16 protein-coding genes and 1 tRNA gene are annotated in these 16,269 nt (G+C 42.5%); 8 read left to right on the top strand and 9 right to left on the bottom strand.

Annotated features, from left to right (window positions below; genetic code table 11):
• Positions 1 to 42 precede the first annotated feature (42 nt).
• The 3 genes from HWQ38_RS39990 to HWQ38_RS39980 all read right to left on the bottom strand — a co-directional run bounded on the left by HWQ38_RS39990 (position 43) and on the right by HWQ38_RS39980 (position 2,959).
• Entirely contained in the window at positions 43 to 780 is a 738-nt protein-coding gene (locus HWQ38_RS39990) for a PP2C family serine/threonine-protein phosphatase (RefSeq protein ID WP_292806053.1), read from the bottom strand.
• Positions 781 to 802: 22 nt separating this feature from the next.
• Positions 803 to 2,488, bottom strand: coding sequence for an AarF/ABC1/UbiB kinase family protein (locus tag HWQ38_RS39985; RefSeq protein ID WP_292806185.1), 1,686 nt, complete (start codon positions 2,486 to 2,488; stop codon positions 803 to 805).
• A 144-nt stretch (positions 2,489 to 2,632) separates the two neighbouring features.
• On the bottom strand, positions 2,633 to 2,959 hold the full coding sequence (locus HWQ38_RS39980) for a DUF6825 family protein (RefSeq protein ID WP_292806050.1): 327 nt from the start codon (positions 2,957 to 2,959) through the stop codon (positions 2,633 to 2,635).
• A 554-nt stretch (positions 2,960 to 3,513) separates the two neighbouring features.
• Between HWQ38_RS39980 and HWQ38_RS39975 the strand changes: the two genes are divergently transcribed.
• A complete protein-coding gene (locus HWQ38_RS39975; RefSeq protein ID WP_292806047.1) occupies positions 3,514 to 3,885 on the top strand; it encodes a hypothetical protein in 372 nt (123 codons plus the stop codon).
• A 319-nt stretch (positions 3,886 to 4,204) separates the two neighbouring features.
• Here the strand turns inward: HWQ38_RS39975 and HWQ38_RS39970 are convergent, their stop codons facing one another.
• Positions 4,205 to 6,934 carry a CBS domain-containing protein gene (locus tag HWQ38_RS39970; protein WP_292806182.1) on the bottom strand — a complete coding sequence of 910 codons (2,730 nt, stop codon included), beginning with the start codon at positions 6,932 to 6,934 and terminating at the stop codon, positions 4,205 to 4,207.
• A 304-nt stretch (positions 6,935 to 7,238) separates the two neighbouring features.
• Between HWQ38_RS39970 and psbZ the strand changes: the two genes are divergently transcribed.
• The 6 genes from psbZ (at position 7,239) to HWQ38_RS39940 (ending at position 11,271) form a co-directional block, all read left to right on the top strand.
• Positions 7,239 to 7,427, top strand: coding sequence for a photosystem II reaction center protein PsbZ (gene psbZ, locus HWQ38_RS39965; protein WP_292806044.1), 189 nt, complete (start codon positions 7,239 to 7,241; stop codon positions 7,425 to 7,427).
• A 189-nt stretch (positions 7,428 to 7,616) separates the two neighbouring features.
• On the top strand, positions 7,617 to 8,195 hold the full coding sequence (ribH, locus tag HWQ38_RS39960; protein ID WP_292806041.1) for a 6,7-dimethyl-8-ribityllumazine synthase: 579 nt from the start codon (positions 7,617 to 7,619) through the stop codon (positions 8,193 to 8,195).
• 426 nt (positions 8,196 to 8,621) lie between these two features.
• Positions 8,622 to 8,693: transfer RNA gene (locus HWQ38_RS39955), tRNA-Gly, on the top strand.
• Positions 8,694 to 9,313: 620 nt separating this feature from the next.
• The gene (locus tag HWQ38_RS39950; RefSeq protein WP_292806038.1) at positions 9,314 to 9,586 is read left to right on the top strand and encodes a hypothetical protein; all 273 of its coding nucleotides are present in this window, start codon (positions 9,314 to 9,316) and stop codon (positions 9,584 to 9,586) included.
• Positions 9,587 to 9,593: 7 nt separating this feature from the next.
• A complete protein-coding gene (locus tag HWQ38_RS39945; RefSeq protein ID WP_292806035.1) occupies positions 9,594 to 10,001 on the top strand; it encodes a hypothetical protein in 408 nt (135 codons plus the stop codon).
• A gap of 4 nt (positions 10,002 to 10,005) precedes the next feature.
• Entirely contained in the window at positions 10,006 to 11,271 is a 1,266-nt protein-coding gene (locus HWQ38_RS39940; RefSeq protein WP_292806032.1) for a glutamate-5-semialdehyde dehydrogenase, read from the top strand.
• On the opposite strand, the gene HWQ38_RS39935 is transcribed toward HWQ38_RS39940, so the two are convergent.
• The gene (locus tag HWQ38_RS39935; RefSeq protein ID WP_292806030.1) at positions 11,268 to 12,143 is read right to left on the bottom strand and encodes a class I SAM-dependent methyltransferase; all 876 of its coding nucleotides are present in this window, start codon (positions 12,141 to 12,143) and stop codon (positions 11,268 to 11,270) included. The genes HWQ38_RS39940 and HWQ38_RS39935 overlap by 4 nt on opposite strands.
• Positions 12,144 to 12,698: 555 nt before the next feature.
• On the opposite strand from HWQ38_RS39935, the gene HWQ38_RS39930 reads away from it, so the two are divergent.
• Positions 12,699 to 13,550 (top strand): universal stress protein, encoded by an 852-nt coding sequence (locus HWQ38_RS39930; RefSeq protein ID WP_292806027.1) that lies wholly within the window; start codon positions 12,699 to 12,701, stop codon positions 13,548 to 13,550.
• A gap of 80 nt (positions 13,551 to 13,630) precedes the next feature.
• Here the strand turns inward: HWQ38_RS39930 and psbM are convergent, their stop codons facing one another.
• From psbM to tgt, 4 genes are all read right to left on the bottom strand, one after another.
• A complete protein-coding gene (psbM, locus tag HWQ38_RS39925) occupies positions 13,631 to 13,747 on the bottom strand; it encodes a photosystem II reaction center protein PsbM (protein WP_084227279.1) in 117 nt (38 codons plus the stop codon).
• 503 nt (positions 13,748 to 14,250) lie between these two features.
• Positions 14,251 to 14,547: a 2Fe-2S iron-sulfur cluster-binding protein gene (locus HWQ38_RS39920; protein WP_292806024.1), complete on the bottom strand. Its 297-nt coding sequence runs from the start codon at positions 14,545 to 14,547 to the stop codon at positions 14,251 to 14,253.
• Between the two features lie 184 nt (positions 14,548 to 14,731).
• Entirely contained in the window at positions 14,732 to 14,869 is a 138-nt protein-coding gene (locus tag HWQ38_RS39915) for a photosystem II reaction center protein K (RefSeq protein WP_006195022.1), read from the bottom strand.
• Positions 14,870 to 14,947: 78 nt separating this feature from the next.
• Positions 14,948 to 16,096: a tRNA guanosine(34) transglycosylase Tgt gene (tgt, locus tag HWQ38_RS39910; protein WP_292806021.1), complete on the bottom strand. Its 1,149-nt coding sequence runs from the start codon at positions 16,094 to 16,096 to the stop codon at positions 14,948 to 14,950.
• Between the last annotated feature and the right edge of the window lie 173 nt (positions 16,097 to 16,269).

The following is a 16,269-nucleotide window of genomic DNA, read 5'->3' as shown; positions in this document are numbered from 1 at the left end:
GCTGTTCGCGTTCGCTCAGTACAAGTGACAAATGACTAATAACTAATGACTATTTTCTTCGAGTGAGACGATGACAACTGTGATGTTATCGTGCCCTCCATGCTCTTTGGCAGCCTCAACTAGAGAAATGGCGGCTTTATCAACCCAAGGGATGTCTTGGAGGCAGCTAGCAATCTTCTGTTCCACAAGTTCTTCTGTAAGACCATCACTACATAAGAGCAAGCGATCGCCAACTTTTACATCCAGTGGTTGCAGATCAATCTGATGCAAGTCTTCACGCCCCAAACAGCGAGATAATACATGACGAAAAGGATGTAACCGGGCTTCATCTAAGGTGATGTCACCGATTTTGATTGCCCGTGCTACCCAAGTGTGGTCTTCCGTTACCTGTTCTAATTGCGACTCTCGAAAGCGATAGAGGCGCGAATCGCCAACATGACCGCACCAGGGCGACTCTGGGGAGCGAAAAATTACCGCTACAACCGTTGTACCCATGTCGGCGCGTTCGGGATGATTTTGCTGATCGTGCAAAATTGCTTGGTTGGCACCCCACAAAGCTTGCTCTAACAATTCTTGGGAAGACTTAGAAGATTGCCAATTTGCCACTAAATACGCCTGAATTTCCTTAGTGGCAATCCGACTTGCCTCCTCACCTCCCGCATGACCACCCATGCCATCGGCCACAACGAAAAATCGCCCATCTGGGTCAATATAGTAAGCATCCTGATTATTAGAACGAATAAGTCCCGGATCACTAAAACCCGTGAAATTAAGTTTCATAAATTTTTTTTGCAACTAACAATTAATACATACGATCGTAACGGTCGAGGCGGAAAAGTAGTCGGATTAGGATCACTGAAAGCCCTGCTGCAATTAAACCAGGGACTAGTGCCCACCATGCATGATTGCTAACCACTAAGATCGTAGCTGAAAGTGTGAAACCACTGATTAACAGAGCATAACTTATTGAAAGTTGAATACTGCTCTGCCGCCGCAACAGCCGTTCAGTTTCTATAGAACGAACGCGGAGGCGGATATCTCCTCGCTCAAGCTTTTCTAGCGTATCCTCTAATCTACGTGGTAGACCAAAGGCAGTACTACTTACTTGAGCTGCTTGACGACTTAATTCGTTAATAAAGCTATTCCCCTCAGAACCATTCATATCGGTCATAAGCTGCATTGCATATGGTTTGGCAACTTCCATAAAGTTAAATTCTGGATCTAAACCTTTGCCTACCCCTTCGAGAGTAGAAAAGGCTCGCATCACAAAAGTAAAAGTTGCTGGAAATCTAAATGGCTGATTATAAGCTATTTCGTAAAGATCGTCACTGATTGCGGCGACGGATTGATTTTCAAAGGGCTTATCCATGAAATGATCCAGCATATACTGGACGGAACGCCGCACTGGTCCCATGTCATCCGTTGGGGCGATCGCACCTAAATCGATCAGAGACTGAATAACGCGATCGCCATCTTTTTGGGCAATCCCAAACAGGGTTTGCATTAATCCTTCGCGGACATTGGCTTTAATCCGTCCCATCATGCCAAAATCGTAGAATATTAAAGCCCCACTTGCACTAACGGCAATATTGCCTGGGTGGGGATCGGCGTGGAAAAAGCCACTATTAAGTAACTGTATCAAGTAGGCTTGAGCGCCTTGACGAGCGATCGCCTTTCGATCCAAACCTGCTGCTTCTAAAGCTTCGTATTGGCTAATTTTAATTCCAGGGAGATATTCCAAAGTCAGTACTCTGGACGTGGCGTAACGCCAATATATTCTGGGAACATTTACCCAATCGTAGCCGCGAAAGTTGCGGCGAAAAGTATCGGCGTTACGACCTTCGTTAAGATAATCAATTTCTTCCCAAAGAATGCGACAACACTCTTCGTAAATACCTAACCAATCTCGCCCTTTTCCCCATTTGGGATGGTTTTGAAAGTAGCGGGTAATTCCCTTGAGAATTTGTAAATCTATTTCAAATAACTTCTTTAGTCCAGGACGTTGCACCTTGATCACAACTGATTCCCCACTATGCAGTACAGCTTTGTGTACTTGCCCTAAGCTAGCAGCAGCTAAGGGAATAGGTTCAAAATTATGGAATAGTTCAGGAATTTTCTTGCCTAGTTCTTTCTCAATGGTCGCTTCTACTTGCTCATAGCTAAATGCCGGTACTTTGTCTTGTAATTTGGCTAGTTCTTCTACATATTCACCAGGGAATATATCAGCACGGGTAGAAAACAATTGCCCGACTTTGATGAAGGTTGGACCTAAATCCAGCAGGGTATTACGAATCCAGACAGCTTGACTTTTGCGTCTTGCGGCTTGCTTTACTTCTGTTACTCCACCCGCGTAACTCCAAGATTTGTTGTATAGCCAAAGCTTGAACATTAAGGTCAAGACAAAAGACCAAATGTCCACAAAACGCCGTCTGCTAGAGTAGTTTTCCCGATTCCAACGGTATGCTTTCTCTGAATAACCTTGTTCCATATGCTTTGTGTACCGTTGGTTTGCGATCGAATCACCTGGAAGAAAAGACACTCTGATTCCCAAACTGTTTTTTCTTAAGTATCATTTGTCATTTGCGTATATTTTTTTTACTAATGACTAATGACCAATGACTAATGACAAAATTTATGCAGAAGTTCGGCGATAATGTTGCAATTCTGTTCGCAACAGGGCAATTTCTGCTCGCAATTCATCAATATCTGCTTGCAAGTCACCTGAATCAGAACTGGCTTGCCTACTACCTGTGGTAGATTGACCAGCATTAGCTGCTTCTGCTGCCCGATTTGCCCGCTCCAGGACTTCTTCTGTAAACTGGCGCAACTGCTCTCTAGCTTCGGCATCAAATTTGCCCAGATCACTCAAAGCATCGGTCAAGGCGACCTCTAAACGCTCATTAACTACTTCAGCTACCGCTCTGCCTACGAAAAAGGCTTGCACAAGGGGGTTACTCATAAATTTTTGTTACGTTGCACCGCAAGAGAATTATAGCTTGCCTGTATGCTTTACGGCTTCTGCTGAAGAGTTAGAAATTTGGGGTTGGCGATCGCTTTTTCTATTTCTCCATCTCTATTTTTCCTCACAAACAGTTAAATAACTATTGTTAAAAATATATTGATTAATTGATGTGTCTCTGATAGCTTAAGTGTATTTGCGTATTACAAAAACAAGGCCGAACGACTGGAAGTCGCGGCTACACAAACCAAGTCCGCCTGCGCGGACTAAATATTCTAGCTTGGGTCGGTAGGCTTTGTACCCTCCGGGAAGGAAGCTACGGCTAGCCGCGATTTTAATCGTCTGCTGCAAGATGTGAACATACCATATTTGTTGCCCTTGAACTATGAGCTATCGAGATTTCAGCGAATACGGCTATCAAGTTTTACGAGAATTGGGACGTAATCGGGAAGGAGGAAGGATTACTTGGCTAGCAGCAAAAGTTGATACAGGGGAACAGATGGTAATAAATTGGTTATTACATCTATTTTTGGGTGTTGTCTGTTGTCTCACTTATGCCGGGGTCTTGGATGGGTTATTCCGCACTAAAGCGAGGAGACTCTGTGGCTGTAGCTGTGAGTGCGGCTGTGGGTACGGCTGTGGGTTTGGCTTTAATGCTGTATCTGTCTATGGGTGTGGTTACGGCTGTGGATGCGGCTGTGGGTACGGCTGTGGGTTTAGCTGTGTTTATGGCTGTGTTTATGGCTGTGGATTGGGTTATAAATTTGGCTGAAGACTCATTTACAACTGTACTAATACTACTAACATTAGGATTTGGAGCTAGCGTAGGAACTGGGATAATAGCAAGCTTTCTCAATCCATTTATTTTGTTAGCACTAACCGGAACCAGTTTACCTGCATTTTCCATGGGAAGAACAGAGGCTTAATCCCCCACCAGTGTCAGAAAAACTGCGCCAACTCCGAATTGAAAGACAAGCTAAACAGCAAGCATGACGCTGAAATATCTGATTGATGAAAATGTCAATCCTATCTATCCAAATCAAATTAGGCTAAGAAAAAATAGAATAAAATAGCCCTACAATTTAGACTATTGCGATCGCATATAATGTCATAGGCGATCGCCTGTCTTTACAAAGCGTTAATTATAGTGCGATTTCTATTTTAAAAATAATGTTAAGATTTAATTCTCCTCAGTCAGATAGTTGCTCAACACTCCCCAAATACATGTGCGATCGCTTCACTAATTCATTTAAGATAGTGTTGTGCTAAAAACTCCTCAGCCTCAAATCTATCTTTAATTACTCCATTTAAGGTAGCAGCAAGTAGATCATCTAAGATTTGCCGATACTGCGGCCCTGGTTTGTAACCAAGTTTCTTTAAATCATTGCCATTCAATAGTGGCTGCACATTCGCCCAAACAGTCAAATATTCCCAAATCTGATGTCTAATCTCTCGCGGACTTTGCACTGCGATTAAAATTAGTATTGATAAATCGCACTGTCGCAACAACTGCACTACTTGACTGGGGCGTTGCAAAGTGGGTAATAATGTCATCACCTCAGTTTGCACTTGAGCTAAGTTCTTCAGCCTAGCAATGCTATCCTCTGGTAATTGCAGATTTTTTGCTACTTTCGGCCGATATTCTGGTGCTAGGTGGGCGATTAACGTTTCTAAGCGCATTTCCCAATGGATAAGGGTTGGTTGCGGGTCAAATCGCCGCAAACAGCGTTCTAGCAAACGTAATTGTCGTATGACTTCCATATCTAGCTTCAGGCTAGGATGGATACATTGCAACGCCCCTAAATTATCGAGTAACTGCAAAGCCGATTTCCAGTAGCGGGCTTCTAGGATGTGCTTTAATTCTGTTTTCAGTCGAGTTTGCAAGGCTGGAGTTCTGCTATTCTCTTGAGCAGTGCGATCGTAAACGCCACTGTTGATGGCATAGCGGATAAACTCTTCAGTTTGCGGTTCAATCTGAAATCCGAAGCGCACAGCAAAGCGCACACCACGATAAATCCGGGTGGGGTCTTCGATAAAGCTATTGGCGTGTAAAACCCGAATTTGTTTAGCTTGTAAATCGATTAAGCCCCCAAAGAAGTCAAGTAGGGGTGCAGCAGCCTGCGCCCCTACACCAGCACGGGGAGTAGTCAGGCGCAAGGCGAGGGCGTTGATGGTAAAATCTCGGCGATACAAATCTTGGCGAATGGAACTCGCCTCAACTTCTGGATTTGCGGCTGGATAAGGATAGAATTCTGTTCTAGCGGTGGCAATATCTACCCATAGAGAATCTAATTCCGGGTCTTTGTGCCACAACAAAGCGGCAGTTTGAAAAGCCCCGTGAATTTCTAAGCGAGCCGCAGGGTAAAGTTGTTGTAGTGCCTTTGCTAATTCCACACCAGCACCGACATCTGCTGATTTGTGAAAACCATCAACCACAAGGTCAATATCTTTAATCATCAAAGTGCCCGATGCTTGGGCTAATAGCAAATCGCGCACTGCACCCCCCACTAGATAAAGATGCCAACCCCTTTTTTCTGCCTCTTGCGATGCTGTCGTAAGTAGTTGCCACAATCGAGGAGCAAGTTTATTCTGCAATTCAGGGAGATTAAGATTACTTTCCCCCCTTCTTCCCGTCTTTGTCTGTTCCTCTCTTCCCCTCTCCTCTTCTCTTTCCTGATGTAATTCTCTCAATACATCAGTACGAGTGACAATACCAACTAACTGCTCATTCTCCAGTACTGGTAAGCGTCCGATATCATAAGTCACCATCACCGACTCAATTTCTGGCAGTGTTGTATCTGGCATAATTGTTTTCAGATTTCTTGTCATGTAACCCTTAACTGGCGCATGACTAAATCCGTGGTGCAAGGCGATATCAATATCCCGTCGCGAAATAATACCTACCAGTTGCTTTTGAGCATCAACTACAGATAAACCAGAGTGTCCATAGCGTAATAAAATGCGCTGGGCTTCGGCAATTGTGGTTTCAGGCAGAATAGTGCGGACAGGAGAAGACATCAAATCCCTAGCAGTGGGGGGATGGGGAATTTGTGCTTTTACTCCGTCCAGGAGTTGTTTTAATATTGCCTGCGAATCTACTTTACGTAAGTTCAATGATGCGGCTTGGGAATGACCACCGCCGCCCAAGAGTTGGAATAATAGGTTGAGATTTGTTTTGGGAATTTGCGATCGCCCAATTACTGTTAAGCGTGAATCACTTTCACCCAAAGGATACTCATTCGCTAATAGTATGGCATCAATCTCGGTTAATTCCACGAGTTCCGAAGCTAGACTCGATAACCCCGGCACAAAACTATCTGTTTTCAGAGTTACCCAAGCAACCGTATATCCATGTAGATAGAGATATTCTAAATTTTCCAGCGCTTCAGTTAATAGCTGCTGCAATTGTAAAGACAAGCCAGGGTCACGGTAGGTAGAAATTACTGATAAACTGGCACCTTGTTGCATCAACCAAGCCAAAGCTAAAGCATCCCGTGGTGTAGACTGGTCAAAGGTCAAAGAGCCAGTGTCAACGTGGATACCTAAAGCCATCACAGTTGCTTCGGCAGGAGTCAGGGAAATTTGCTGTTGTTGCAATTGCTCAACAATTAAAGTTGTAGTCGCTCCCACTGAGGAAATATGCGATCGCGTGGCGGGAATATCTGATTCTTGTCCTAAGTGATGGTCATAAACTATAATCTCTTTTAAATCGGGCAAATCTAACCACTCGGCAGCTTTACCCAAGCGATCGCGCTGTTGCGTATCCACCACAGTCAGAGAACGAATTTTTTCTGGATTCACCGAACGGCGTTCAATCAACGGATATTCATCCCGATGCAATGCCAAAAAATCCCGTACAGCAGGGTGAGAACCGCCAGTCAGCACAATCTTACTTCCCGGTAGTAGGCGTGTTAGCCCTACTGCTGCTCCTAGTGCGTCAAAATCTGCTGTTGTGTGGCAAAGAATTAAATCCATAGTCATTAGTCATTGGTCATTAGTACTTAGACAAAGGACTCAAATGTAGTAATTTCTGGTAATTTAAAAACAAGAAAAAAGTGTCAGTGTCGATCTTTAGCTAAAATGGGTGCAGAGATTTTTAGAAGCGGTACTAAAAGGAAGAAAAAATCAAACTGTCGGCTGTAGGGCATCACGGGGACATAAAACCAGAGCTTCTGGAAGTCTCCTATGCAATAGCAAGAGTCAAGCTCGTTGCCTACACTGTACAGCTTACTGTTAGTGTAGGATATATCACTGTTTAGCTGTATTGGGAGAAGCAAAAATGACTATAATATTCCAATTTGCCTTGATAGGTCTAGTCCTATTGTCTTTTGTCCTGGTTGTTGGGGTTCCCGTTGCTTACGCGACTCCCCAAAATTGGGTTGAATCTAAAAAACTACTCTGGGTTGGTTCCGGCGTCTGGATTGGTTTGGTATTTTTAGTTGGTTTCTTAAACTTTTTTGTCGTGTAGGCGACGGCTTCGCTCTGGCGCAGCCACATAATATAAGAACTAGAGGAGCAGAAAAGCCAAAGTCAAAGACCAAAGGAAAAAAGGAGAAATTTTTTCGGATTTCCTTTTTTCTGACAGTGCTTTCCTGCTCCTCTACATTTAAAGAAGAAATGTATATTGGCCAGAAGTATAGTTCATTAAGAGGCAATCATGGCAGTTTTCGAGGGAACTTTTACCCAAACGGAGCCTTTGCGGTTTGCAGTGGTGATTGGTCGATTCAATGACCTTGTTACCGGAAAGCTGCTAGAGGGATGTCAAGATTGCTTGAAACGCCACGGTGTAGACCCTAACCCCCACGGTAATCAGGTGGACTATGTTTGGGTTCCGGGAAGTTTTGAGGTACCTCTAGTAGCTCGTCAACTAGCTCTTTCCCATCGTTATGATGCGGTAATTTGTCTAGGTGCAGTCATTCGAGGGCAAACACCCCATTTTGATTACGTATCTTCAGAAGTTTCTAAAGGCATTGCCGCCGCTAGCTTTCAAACTGGGGTGCCAGTAATTTTTGGCATTTTGACAGTAGATACTATGCAGCAAGCCTTAGAACGGGCAGGCATCAAAGGTAATCATGGCTGGGATTATGCTATGAATGCCCTAGAAATGGCCAGCCTCATGCGGCAACTGCGTTCTAATCTGGCAGAACCATATTCTGGTAATAGCCACTCTTTGCCGGCCTCTTTTCAAAGTGCCAGCCTCGGCAATTTAACTGCGGAGTCAGAAGAACTAGGCTAGTACCGCAAGGCGGAATTCAAAATGACGCTCTTTACGAGACCCTTATCTACAAGAGGCTGCGCGTAGCTTGTTTCTTTGCAGGAATACGCGGACTCGCTAACAAAATTCAAACAGGTATACAGCGTAAGCGTTTTATGGTTACTGAGCTTGCGGTTGGCGTAGCTTCTCCAAGAGTTGTATTGATTTGGAATAGGTGGTTTATTTCCGCCGTGCTGTATTTACATAGGACTTACACAAAACTAGACGCACTCTGGGGCAATTCATCAATTGCCCCTAAGAAGAAAATCATTCTTTTCGGCTATTGTTTGCGTAAGTCCTGTTACATAGTGCGTCATTTGTCATTTGTCCTTTCTTATTCACTAATGACCAAATTAATGGGTTGACAATTAGAGATAAATCTGGGATATTGATATTCAGATGATAAATGCGGGCATGGCTCAGTGGTAGAGCGTCACCTTGCCAAGGTGAATGTCGCGCGTTCGAATCGCGTTGCCCGCTTCCAACTAAAACCTCTTAGAGTTAAAAATTCTAAGAGGTTTAGTATTTTTAAGGTGCATTTAAGTTTTTCGTCGATTTGCGCTACCCTCCTGTGAACCACTCCCAATGTGGACAGTTTAAACAAAAAAATCATCTACTGTCTAAATTTGAATATTGTGGATTCAAATCACGTTACCTACTTGCTAAGAAATATAAAACCCAGCTCTAGACTAGTCTAGATATCCATTAGTTTGACTACAATCTTTATAGGTGTAATCAATTCGTTTTATGTAAGTGTATGTATTACACTAGACTAAAGGTGGCTAGTTAAATAGTAGTATTGTCAGGTGCAAAGCGTCTTTTAGCAGTGAAGCTCCACAATCTATTTGGGAAAAGAGCAACACACACGCTCTAGATGTTTTGAGAATTCCCGCTCTCGCAACGCTTGTTAACTACAAGGAATACAGATTGGAAATAATCCCGATCTAACCTTGATAAGTGGATAGTAATATATAGTGAGCGAAAGTAAAATCTAGGGTTTGCTTGTATCTGTTGTTTATAAGCGTAGCCTTCCCAAAGGATTTGTTTTAGGAGTGCTTATCGCCACGTAGGCTTAGAATTTTAACAGGTATATCAGTACAATGAATGCCCAAAAACGCAACCACATTACCTTTGAAGCGACAGATGGAGAGAAGGAAATTTTTAAACAAGATTGCCAGCTACAGGGAAAAACTACAAACAGATATCCCCATGTGGATACGGCAATTACAACACTCAAAGATGATTCTATCTATGGTTTGCAATCATGGCGATGTTTGCCTAGCCTGGCTATTGATATAAATAGAGAAGCCTTCAAGGCATTTACCAAAGGATTATATTCTCGCAGTTCATGTAAAACACGCTCAAGTTATTAGAACGCTTGTGCAATCTCAAAAACCCGAAAAAATCGACTTCAATGCTGAATACCCCTGTCCCTGTCGTCGCCGGGGTCAGTTAATTCCGATTACGCTGACAGATGCATTTGGTTGCGATCGCTGTCAGCAAATCTTTGTCGTAGAAGATAATGGTCATGTCCTAGAACAGCTTTCTACCACCTATCCCTACAAGCGGGCTTGGCGTTGGATGGGAAATAGTTGGCATGTTGTCCATCCCCGCTTGGGAGAAAGCTATCTACCTATAGCGCTGGGGATTATTTTCGTGCTAGTGATTATATGGCTACCATTAGCACTGCGATTAGCAAATGGTTCCAGCATTATTGCTTGGGCAATGGTGGCGGTGCTGTTGGCTATCTTACCAGCACTAATGGTCTGGCTTACCTACAGACGTTAACTCAATGACTGTTGAAGTTTTGGATGATTACCCCGAACCGATTACTAGCGCCCAACGAGCCTATCAAGCTTCCCGAAAGTTGGGGATCACAAAGGGAGCAGACCGGAGTCGTGCAGTATTGGCGATGGCACAAGCCCTTGAGCGCTCATTTGACGACATTCTAGAAGCCAATACCTTGGATTTAGAAGCCAGTCGGGAAATGGCAGTGCCAGAGTTGATATTAGACTGGCTGAAGCTGACTCCCAAAAGGCTAGAGATGACAGTAGACATTTTACAACGGTTGGGGGAATTATCAGATCCGCTGCGGCGCGTCAGAACTGCTGATTATCAACTGGCAGATTCCCAGAGTTACACCCAGTTAATGCCCTTGGGAGTGATTGGATTTATTTATGAAGCGTTTCCCGATTTAGGGGCGATCGCAGCGGGTTTTTGTATCAAAACTGGCAATTGTCTAATTCTCAAAGGCAGTACTGAAGCTAGCCATTCTAACGCGGCGATCGCTGAAGTACTGCAAAATGCGATCGCAGAAGTTGGACTACCTCCGGGCTGTCTAGAACTGATCACAGCCGAACATGGTGCTTCAATTCGGGATTTAGTCACCCAAGACCAGTACGTGAATTTAGTGATTCCCTACGGACGTTCTAGCTTAGTGCAGCAGGTAGTACGACAGTCAACTTGCCCAGTTTTAAAGTCGGCGATGGGTAACTGTTATCTCTACTGGTCGCCCAATAGCAGCTTGGAAATGGTGCGCTTGATGATTCTTGATAGCCATCAGAGCGAACCAGACCAAGTTAATGGCATTGAAAAGGTACTGATTCATCGCCAAGCCTTGCCATCATCTTTAGCCGTTCTGTGGAATAGCTTGATGGAAAAAGGCTTTGAAATTAAAGGGGATGCAGAACTGGTAAAAGCCTTTCCGCAGTTGCAGCTAGTGAAAGAAGGCGAATGGGGAAACGCTTATTTAACTAGGACAGTAGCTTTTAAACTAGTGGATAGCTTAGAGACTGCGATCGCCTGGATTAATGAATACAGCAGTGGTCATGCCGACTCTATCGTGACTGAATCTTACCAGGAAAGTCGGCAGTTTGCCTTGGGAGTTAACAGTGCCTCTACCTACATCAACACTTCCCCGCGTTTTTCCCGCAATCCTTCGCGGGGAGATTCAGTGTTTCTCGGCATGTCTAACCAAAAAGGTCATCGCCGGGGATTTATCAGCCTGGAAACTTTGACCACCGTTAAGCACATTGTTCAGGGAAATGGCAGGTTTTAAATAATGGTTAAAACAAAAGTAGAGCCAATAGCCAACATTGATTTAACAACCTCCAGCTCAATCCCTAAAGGCTTTAAACAAGTAATTTGATTCATCACTTCGAGCATACTATATTCTTTAATATCAAACCCTTGTTCATAAGCGAACTGTTTCACATGGTCGATGTTTTCAAAGTGATAATTATTAATAGCTCGACCTGAGACATTACTTGCAGTTTGATTGAGTCTTTGCAACCCAGGACTAATTTGCCGTAGTTGATTCAAGCCATCAAAAGTGGTTAGGTCAGGTGTAATCCATGCACCGCTGTAAACTCGCAGTATCTCACGAACATTAGCAAACACCTTTTGCTTTTCTGCTAAGGTTAGGTATGTTAACAATCCTTCGCATAAAACAACTACAGGTTGGTTTTGATGTAAATAATTTACGTTCAAAGGAAACTGACTAGGTTGGTTAGTAGCATCAATTGCTTCAAAATACAAATTCTGCTGTTCTCCAATCAATCGTTTTACTACTTGCTGCTTCTGACTAATCATTGCAGGTAAATCACTTTCAACAAAAGTGATATTTTTATTTTGAGACATTGCCATACCACGAGGTAATAATCCAGATGCTAACTCGATAATTTGGGTAGTCTCAAATTGCAAGTGTTGAGATATTACTTGATTAACAGCTTTGTAACGGGCCTCAACAAGAACAGACACTTCCGCAGGCTGAGTTAATTTTTTTTGTTGTAGTTGTTCTATGAAGCTTTCGGCATTAACTAATTGAGCTAATTCCTTGCCATAAGGTATATCAGTAAACTGCCTAGTATAAGCTACCATCAAAGCTGTTGGACTAATTGCATCAAAAGAGCTTGCTTGTGATTGAACCATTTGCTACCTCACATATAGTTTTTTATCTGACCTAATATTTGTGTATCTAATATATAATACGTCAAAACTATTGACTTAGCGTATTTGCCAAGCACAGTTCTTAGGGGGGAAAGGGATATTGACACTCTCAGGGCTAAAACCCGCACCGTTTCATAACCGATGCCACTACTCGAACCTGTAACAATTGCTACTCTTCCTTTTGGACTCAGAATATTTTCCGCATTCCATTTTTCATTTTATTTACTCCTGCTTAATTAATCGAATCTTCGTTTAACTAACTCTCAAAAAAATTAATTAACAAAAGTAAACATAGATTAAAAATGATAACTAACATCATAATTTATTAAGTTCTTCACGCTAAATTGAGAGTATGCTTAATAAGTGAAATCTAGTTGATAATTTAAGTAACTAAGTGCAAATAAACTTAAATATTTGTTTAGTTTTTTATACTTTACCATTCGTTTGAGTGTTAAATACTAAAAAACAAAGTTTATTTGTGCCAACTACTAACTACGTTGTCGAGCAAGGCAGTAAACTTAACAAAAATTACGTAAGATGATCAGAAGAATTTTGCTGGCTGTATCGGGATTGGGACACGCAGAAGAAATGCTCAAAACCCTAAAAGAAATCCCTTCAATTCAATCTGCAAAAGTTACAATTTTGCATGTTGTTTCTGCACAAAATGCTGCTGCTAACATGACAGCTAAATGGGAAAATGGTGGTAAAATTCTGGCGAATGCCATTCAAACTTTGAACTTAGATCCTAGCCAGGTTTCTTCAATTTTGCGTGAAGGCGACCCCAAAGATGTGGTTTGCCAAGTAGCTGATGAAATCGACGCTGACTTGATTATTATGGGTTCACGCGGGCTGAAGCGGTTGCAATCGATTTTATCGAACTCAGTTAGTCAGTATGTTTTCCAACTATCTTCTCGCCCCATGTTGCTGGTAAAAGATGACATTTATGTGAAAAAAATTACGCGCATTATGGTGGCAATAGATAACTCAGATTCAGCAAAAAATTGCTTGAAATTGGCTCTATTCTTGTTGCGAGATATTCAGGGCGGCCAGTTAATTTTGGCAAATATTAATACAGATTTAGGCGGTAAAAAATCGGAAATAACCGAGGTTAACTCAGACAAAAATCCAGTTTTGGCAGCCGCAGTTGCAGAAGCGCAAAAACAGGGCATTCAATCTCGTTCTTATATCAGCAGTGGCAAACCCGGTGAAGAAATTTGTCGGTTGGCAGAACAGTTGAATATAGACTTATTATTGCTCGGTTCTCCAGATCGTCGTCCATCCATCGCTAAGAGTTTTGTTGATATAGATAGACTCATCGGTTCTTCCTTATCTGACTATGTTCGAGTCAATGCGACTTGTCCGGTATTGTTGGCGCGGACAATCGCTTAAAGTCAAAATAGAGTTAGCAGTTAAAAAATAAAAACCCCTACACTAATAGTGCAGGGGTTATTTATTTTATACAGGAACTCTTAACTATCTTTTCCACCTTCGCGGCTAGCAGTTTGGATGTACAGAATTAGTAAAAACACGGCGGGAACCAGTACGAACAAAATGCTCGCTATGAACCCCAGGTCATTAACTTGCATGGCAAGAAAACCTCTCTTAAATTTCCAGTCAACAACATTAGGATAGCATCATCAATGACAGAATTATAGTTTCTAATTATATAGACAAATATCTATTTAATTAGTTTGTAAGTTTTTACCCTTACTGGGGAAACTACAATCCCCTTTATCCCATCAACCAAAGCATTAGGGATTGCTTTTATTCTTTCTTGCCTTTTATTCTCTGATTGATTATCTCGATCTGATGTGATTTACTTTTTAGTTCCTATAGATTCGGATTGTTTACCGACTTCGCACCCCAAAAGGATTCTCACCCAACATTCAGATGTCTTCGACTCTTGAGAATATAGTTTTATTTTATAGATAATTTACCATGAATGGCAAAGTCTGTCTATAAAATCAGAGAAGTTTACCAATACCAATTCAAAATTTTCGCGTAGCGTCTCGTAGAGAGGAAACTCAATTTTGGTAAGTATTTTGACTACTGACTGGATAGAAGTGGAAGCAATGGCAGATTTGAGAATTTAAGGCTTGGTGACTACAGTTACAGAGCCATTCACTAAAGTTTGACAGGCAAGGCGGTAATTTTCCGGCTTTTTCTTGAATTTCCGGTTTTCTACGTCTGTGCGAGGGGAAAGATTTTCTAGTCCTTCGACTATCTCGACAACGCAAGTGCCACACTGACCATTACCACCGCAATTCGTCATCTTGCCAATTAATGTATATATATCAATGTTATTTTGCATCGCTTGGAGCCGGAGATTTGCACCATCCGCCGCCACTACTTCTTTATTTTCTTTAACGAATTTGATATTACCCATAACTGTTTCCTCCTTGACTCTAAGCTTGGCTTTCAAGGCTTCATATTGACATAGCTTGATTCATATCTTATTTATTATCTTAATTCATTACAAAATATTAATAAATATTAATTTTATCAAATATGGTGTCACAAAAAAATAAGACAGGTAAACTACCTGTCCTATAAATTCAAAAATGATTAACTTACCTAAATCCCACGGCTGCTTGCCAAACGAAAGCAAGCAACAAGAAGAATACAGGGATGACTGGGAGAACGTCTACCAAAGGATCGAAGATTTGGTAAGCTTCAGGCAGTTTTGCTAATAAAAGTGCTGCTTCCATGTTTGTTTAAATCCACCTATCCAACACAGCTTTCATAATTGAGATATATTTTAACATGGTTTGGGTCTTAGTCATTGGTCAACAGTCATTTGTAATTTCCCCCTCATCTGGTGCTGATTCAGATGAGTTAAGCCAGTGACCAAATTCTGTGACAAACCGATCGCTCAATATTGCTTCTCGAATCTTTTGTGTAAAGCGAATTAGTTCGGTAATGTTGTGAATGCTCAACAAGGTATAAGCTAAAATTTCCTGCGATCGCACTAAATGAGATACATAAGCACGGCTAAAATTTTGACAAGTGTAGCAGGAACAAGTTTCATCCAAGGGCGCAAAATCTTCACGAAACTTAGCATTTTTTAAATTCCAGCGTCCGCCCTGGACTATTGCCGTCCCATGTCTGGCCCAGCGTGTGGGAATTACGCAATCAAATAAATCTACCCCAGATGCGATCGCGATCGCCATTTCCCGATAAGTACCCACACCCATCAAGTAACGCGGCTTTTCCGGTGGTAAAAGCGGTGCTGTCACTTTTACAATTTCAGCCATCATTTCCGGCGGTTCTCCCACACTCACGCCACCAATGGCATAACCGGGCAAATCCAACTTAGCCAAAGCTTGGGCTGCACGGCAACGCAAATCCAAATACACGCCCCCCTGCACAATCCCAAACAAAGCCTGCTCACTGCGTTGATGAGCCGTTATGCAGCGTTCTAACCAGCGATAAGTGCGCTCAGTTGCCGTTTCTACCTCTTGGCGAGTCGCTGGATAGGGCGGACACTCATCAAATGCCATGATTACATCTGCCCCTAAAGTATTTTGAATCTGAATGGATAGCTCAGGTGTTAAGTTAATAATTTGTCCATCATGGGGCGAGCGAAAAGTTACGCCTTCTTCAGTAATTTTCCGCATCTCACTTAAGCTGAACACCTGAAACCCACCCGAATCCGTGAGCATCGGCCCGTTCCAACCCATAAATTTGTGCAACCCACCACCCCCAGCCACGATCGCTTCTCCTGGTTGTAGGTGAAGATGATAAGTATTGGCTAAGATCATTTGCGCCCCAGTATCTCGTAGCTGGGCTGGGGTAATAGTTTTGACATTTGCCAGCGTTCCCACTGGCATAAATCTGGGGGTTTCTACAACACCATGAGGAGTAAAAAACACTCCGGCTCTAGCTTTTGTCTGACTACAGCAAGCAAGACATTCAAAGGAAAAATTCGCACTCATGCCATTTGGGATTTTAGACTTGTCGTGAGCCTCAGCCGAACGATTTTAGATTTTGGATTGTGAGACGCTAATCGGTAAAGAGTTTCAGAAATCCATAACTAGCAGCCATAAAACCAAATGGTATTAGGGCAAAATTAAGATTATTTGGCTAAATTATGGACAAACATAAAAAC

Source organism: Nostoc sp. NMS7 (genome assembly GCF_017115085.1).
Classification (GTDB): domain Bacteria; phylum Cyanobacteriota; class Cyanobacteriia; order Cyanobacteriales; family Nostocaceae; genus Nostoc.
This window is presented reverse-complemented; position numbering and strand designations above follow the sequence as displayed.

Bases quoted from the DNA above. Each gene is read 5' to 3' on its own strand.
- HWQ38_RS39990 (WP_292806053.1), bottom strand. From the start codon at position 780: ATGAAACTTAATTTCACGGGTTTTAGTGATCCGGGACTTATTCGTTCT.
- HWQ38_RS39985 (WP_292806185.1), bottom strand. From the start codon at position 2,488: ATGGAACAAGGTTATTCAGAGAAAGCATACCGTTGGAATCGGGAAAAC.
- HWQ38_RS39980 (WP_292806050.1), bottom strand. From the start codon at position 2,959: ATGAGTAACCCCCTTGTGCAAGCCTTTTTCGTAGGCAGAGCGGTAGCT.
- HWQ38_RS39975 (WP_292806047.1), top strand. From the start codon at position 3,514: ATGCCGGGGTCTTGGATGGGTTATTCCGCACTAAAGCGAGGAGACTCT.
- HWQ38_RS39970 (WP_292806182.1), bottom strand. From the start codon at position 6,934: ATGGATTTAATTCTTTGCCACACAACAGCAGATTTTGACGCACTAGGA.
- psbZ (WP_292806044.1), top strand. From the start codon at position 7,239: ATGACTATAATATTCCAATTTGCCTTGATAGGTCTAGTCCTATTGTCT.
- ribH (WP_292806041.1), top strand. From the start codon at position 7,617: ATGGCAGTTTTCGAGGGAACTTTTACCCAAACGGAGCCTTTGCGGTTT.
- HWQ38_RS39950 (WP_292806038.1), top strand. From the start codon at position 9,314: ATGAATGCCCAAAAACGCAACCACATTACCTTTGAAGCGACAGATGGA.
- HWQ38_RS39940 (WP_292806032.1), top strand. From the start codon at position 10,006: ATGACTGTTGAAGTTTTGGATGATTACCCCGAACCGATTACTAGCGCC.
- HWQ38_RS39935 (WP_292806030.1), bottom strand. From the start codon at position 12,143: ATGGTTCAATCACAAGCAAGCTCTTTTGATGCAATTAGTCCAACAGCT.
- HWQ38_RS39930 (WP_292806027.1), top strand. From the start codon at position 12,699: ATGATCAGAAGAATTTTGCTGGCTGTATCGGGATTGGGACACGCAGAA.
- psbM (WP_084227279.1), bottom strand. From the start codon at position 13,747: ATGCAAGTTAATGACCTGGGGTTCATAGCGAGCATTTTGTTCGTACTG.
- HWQ38_RS39920 (WP_292806024.1), bottom strand. From the start codon at position 14,547: ATGGGTAATATCAAATTCGTTAAAGAAAATAAAGAAGTAGTGGCGGCG.
- HWQ38_RS39915 (WP_006195022.1), bottom strand. From the start codon at position 14,869: ATGGAAGCAGCACTTTTATTAGCAAAACTGCCTGAAGCTTACCAAATC.
- tgt (WP_292806021.1), bottom strand. From the start codon at position 16,096: ATGAGTGCGAATTTTTCCTTTGAATGTCTTGCTTGCTGTAGTCAGACA.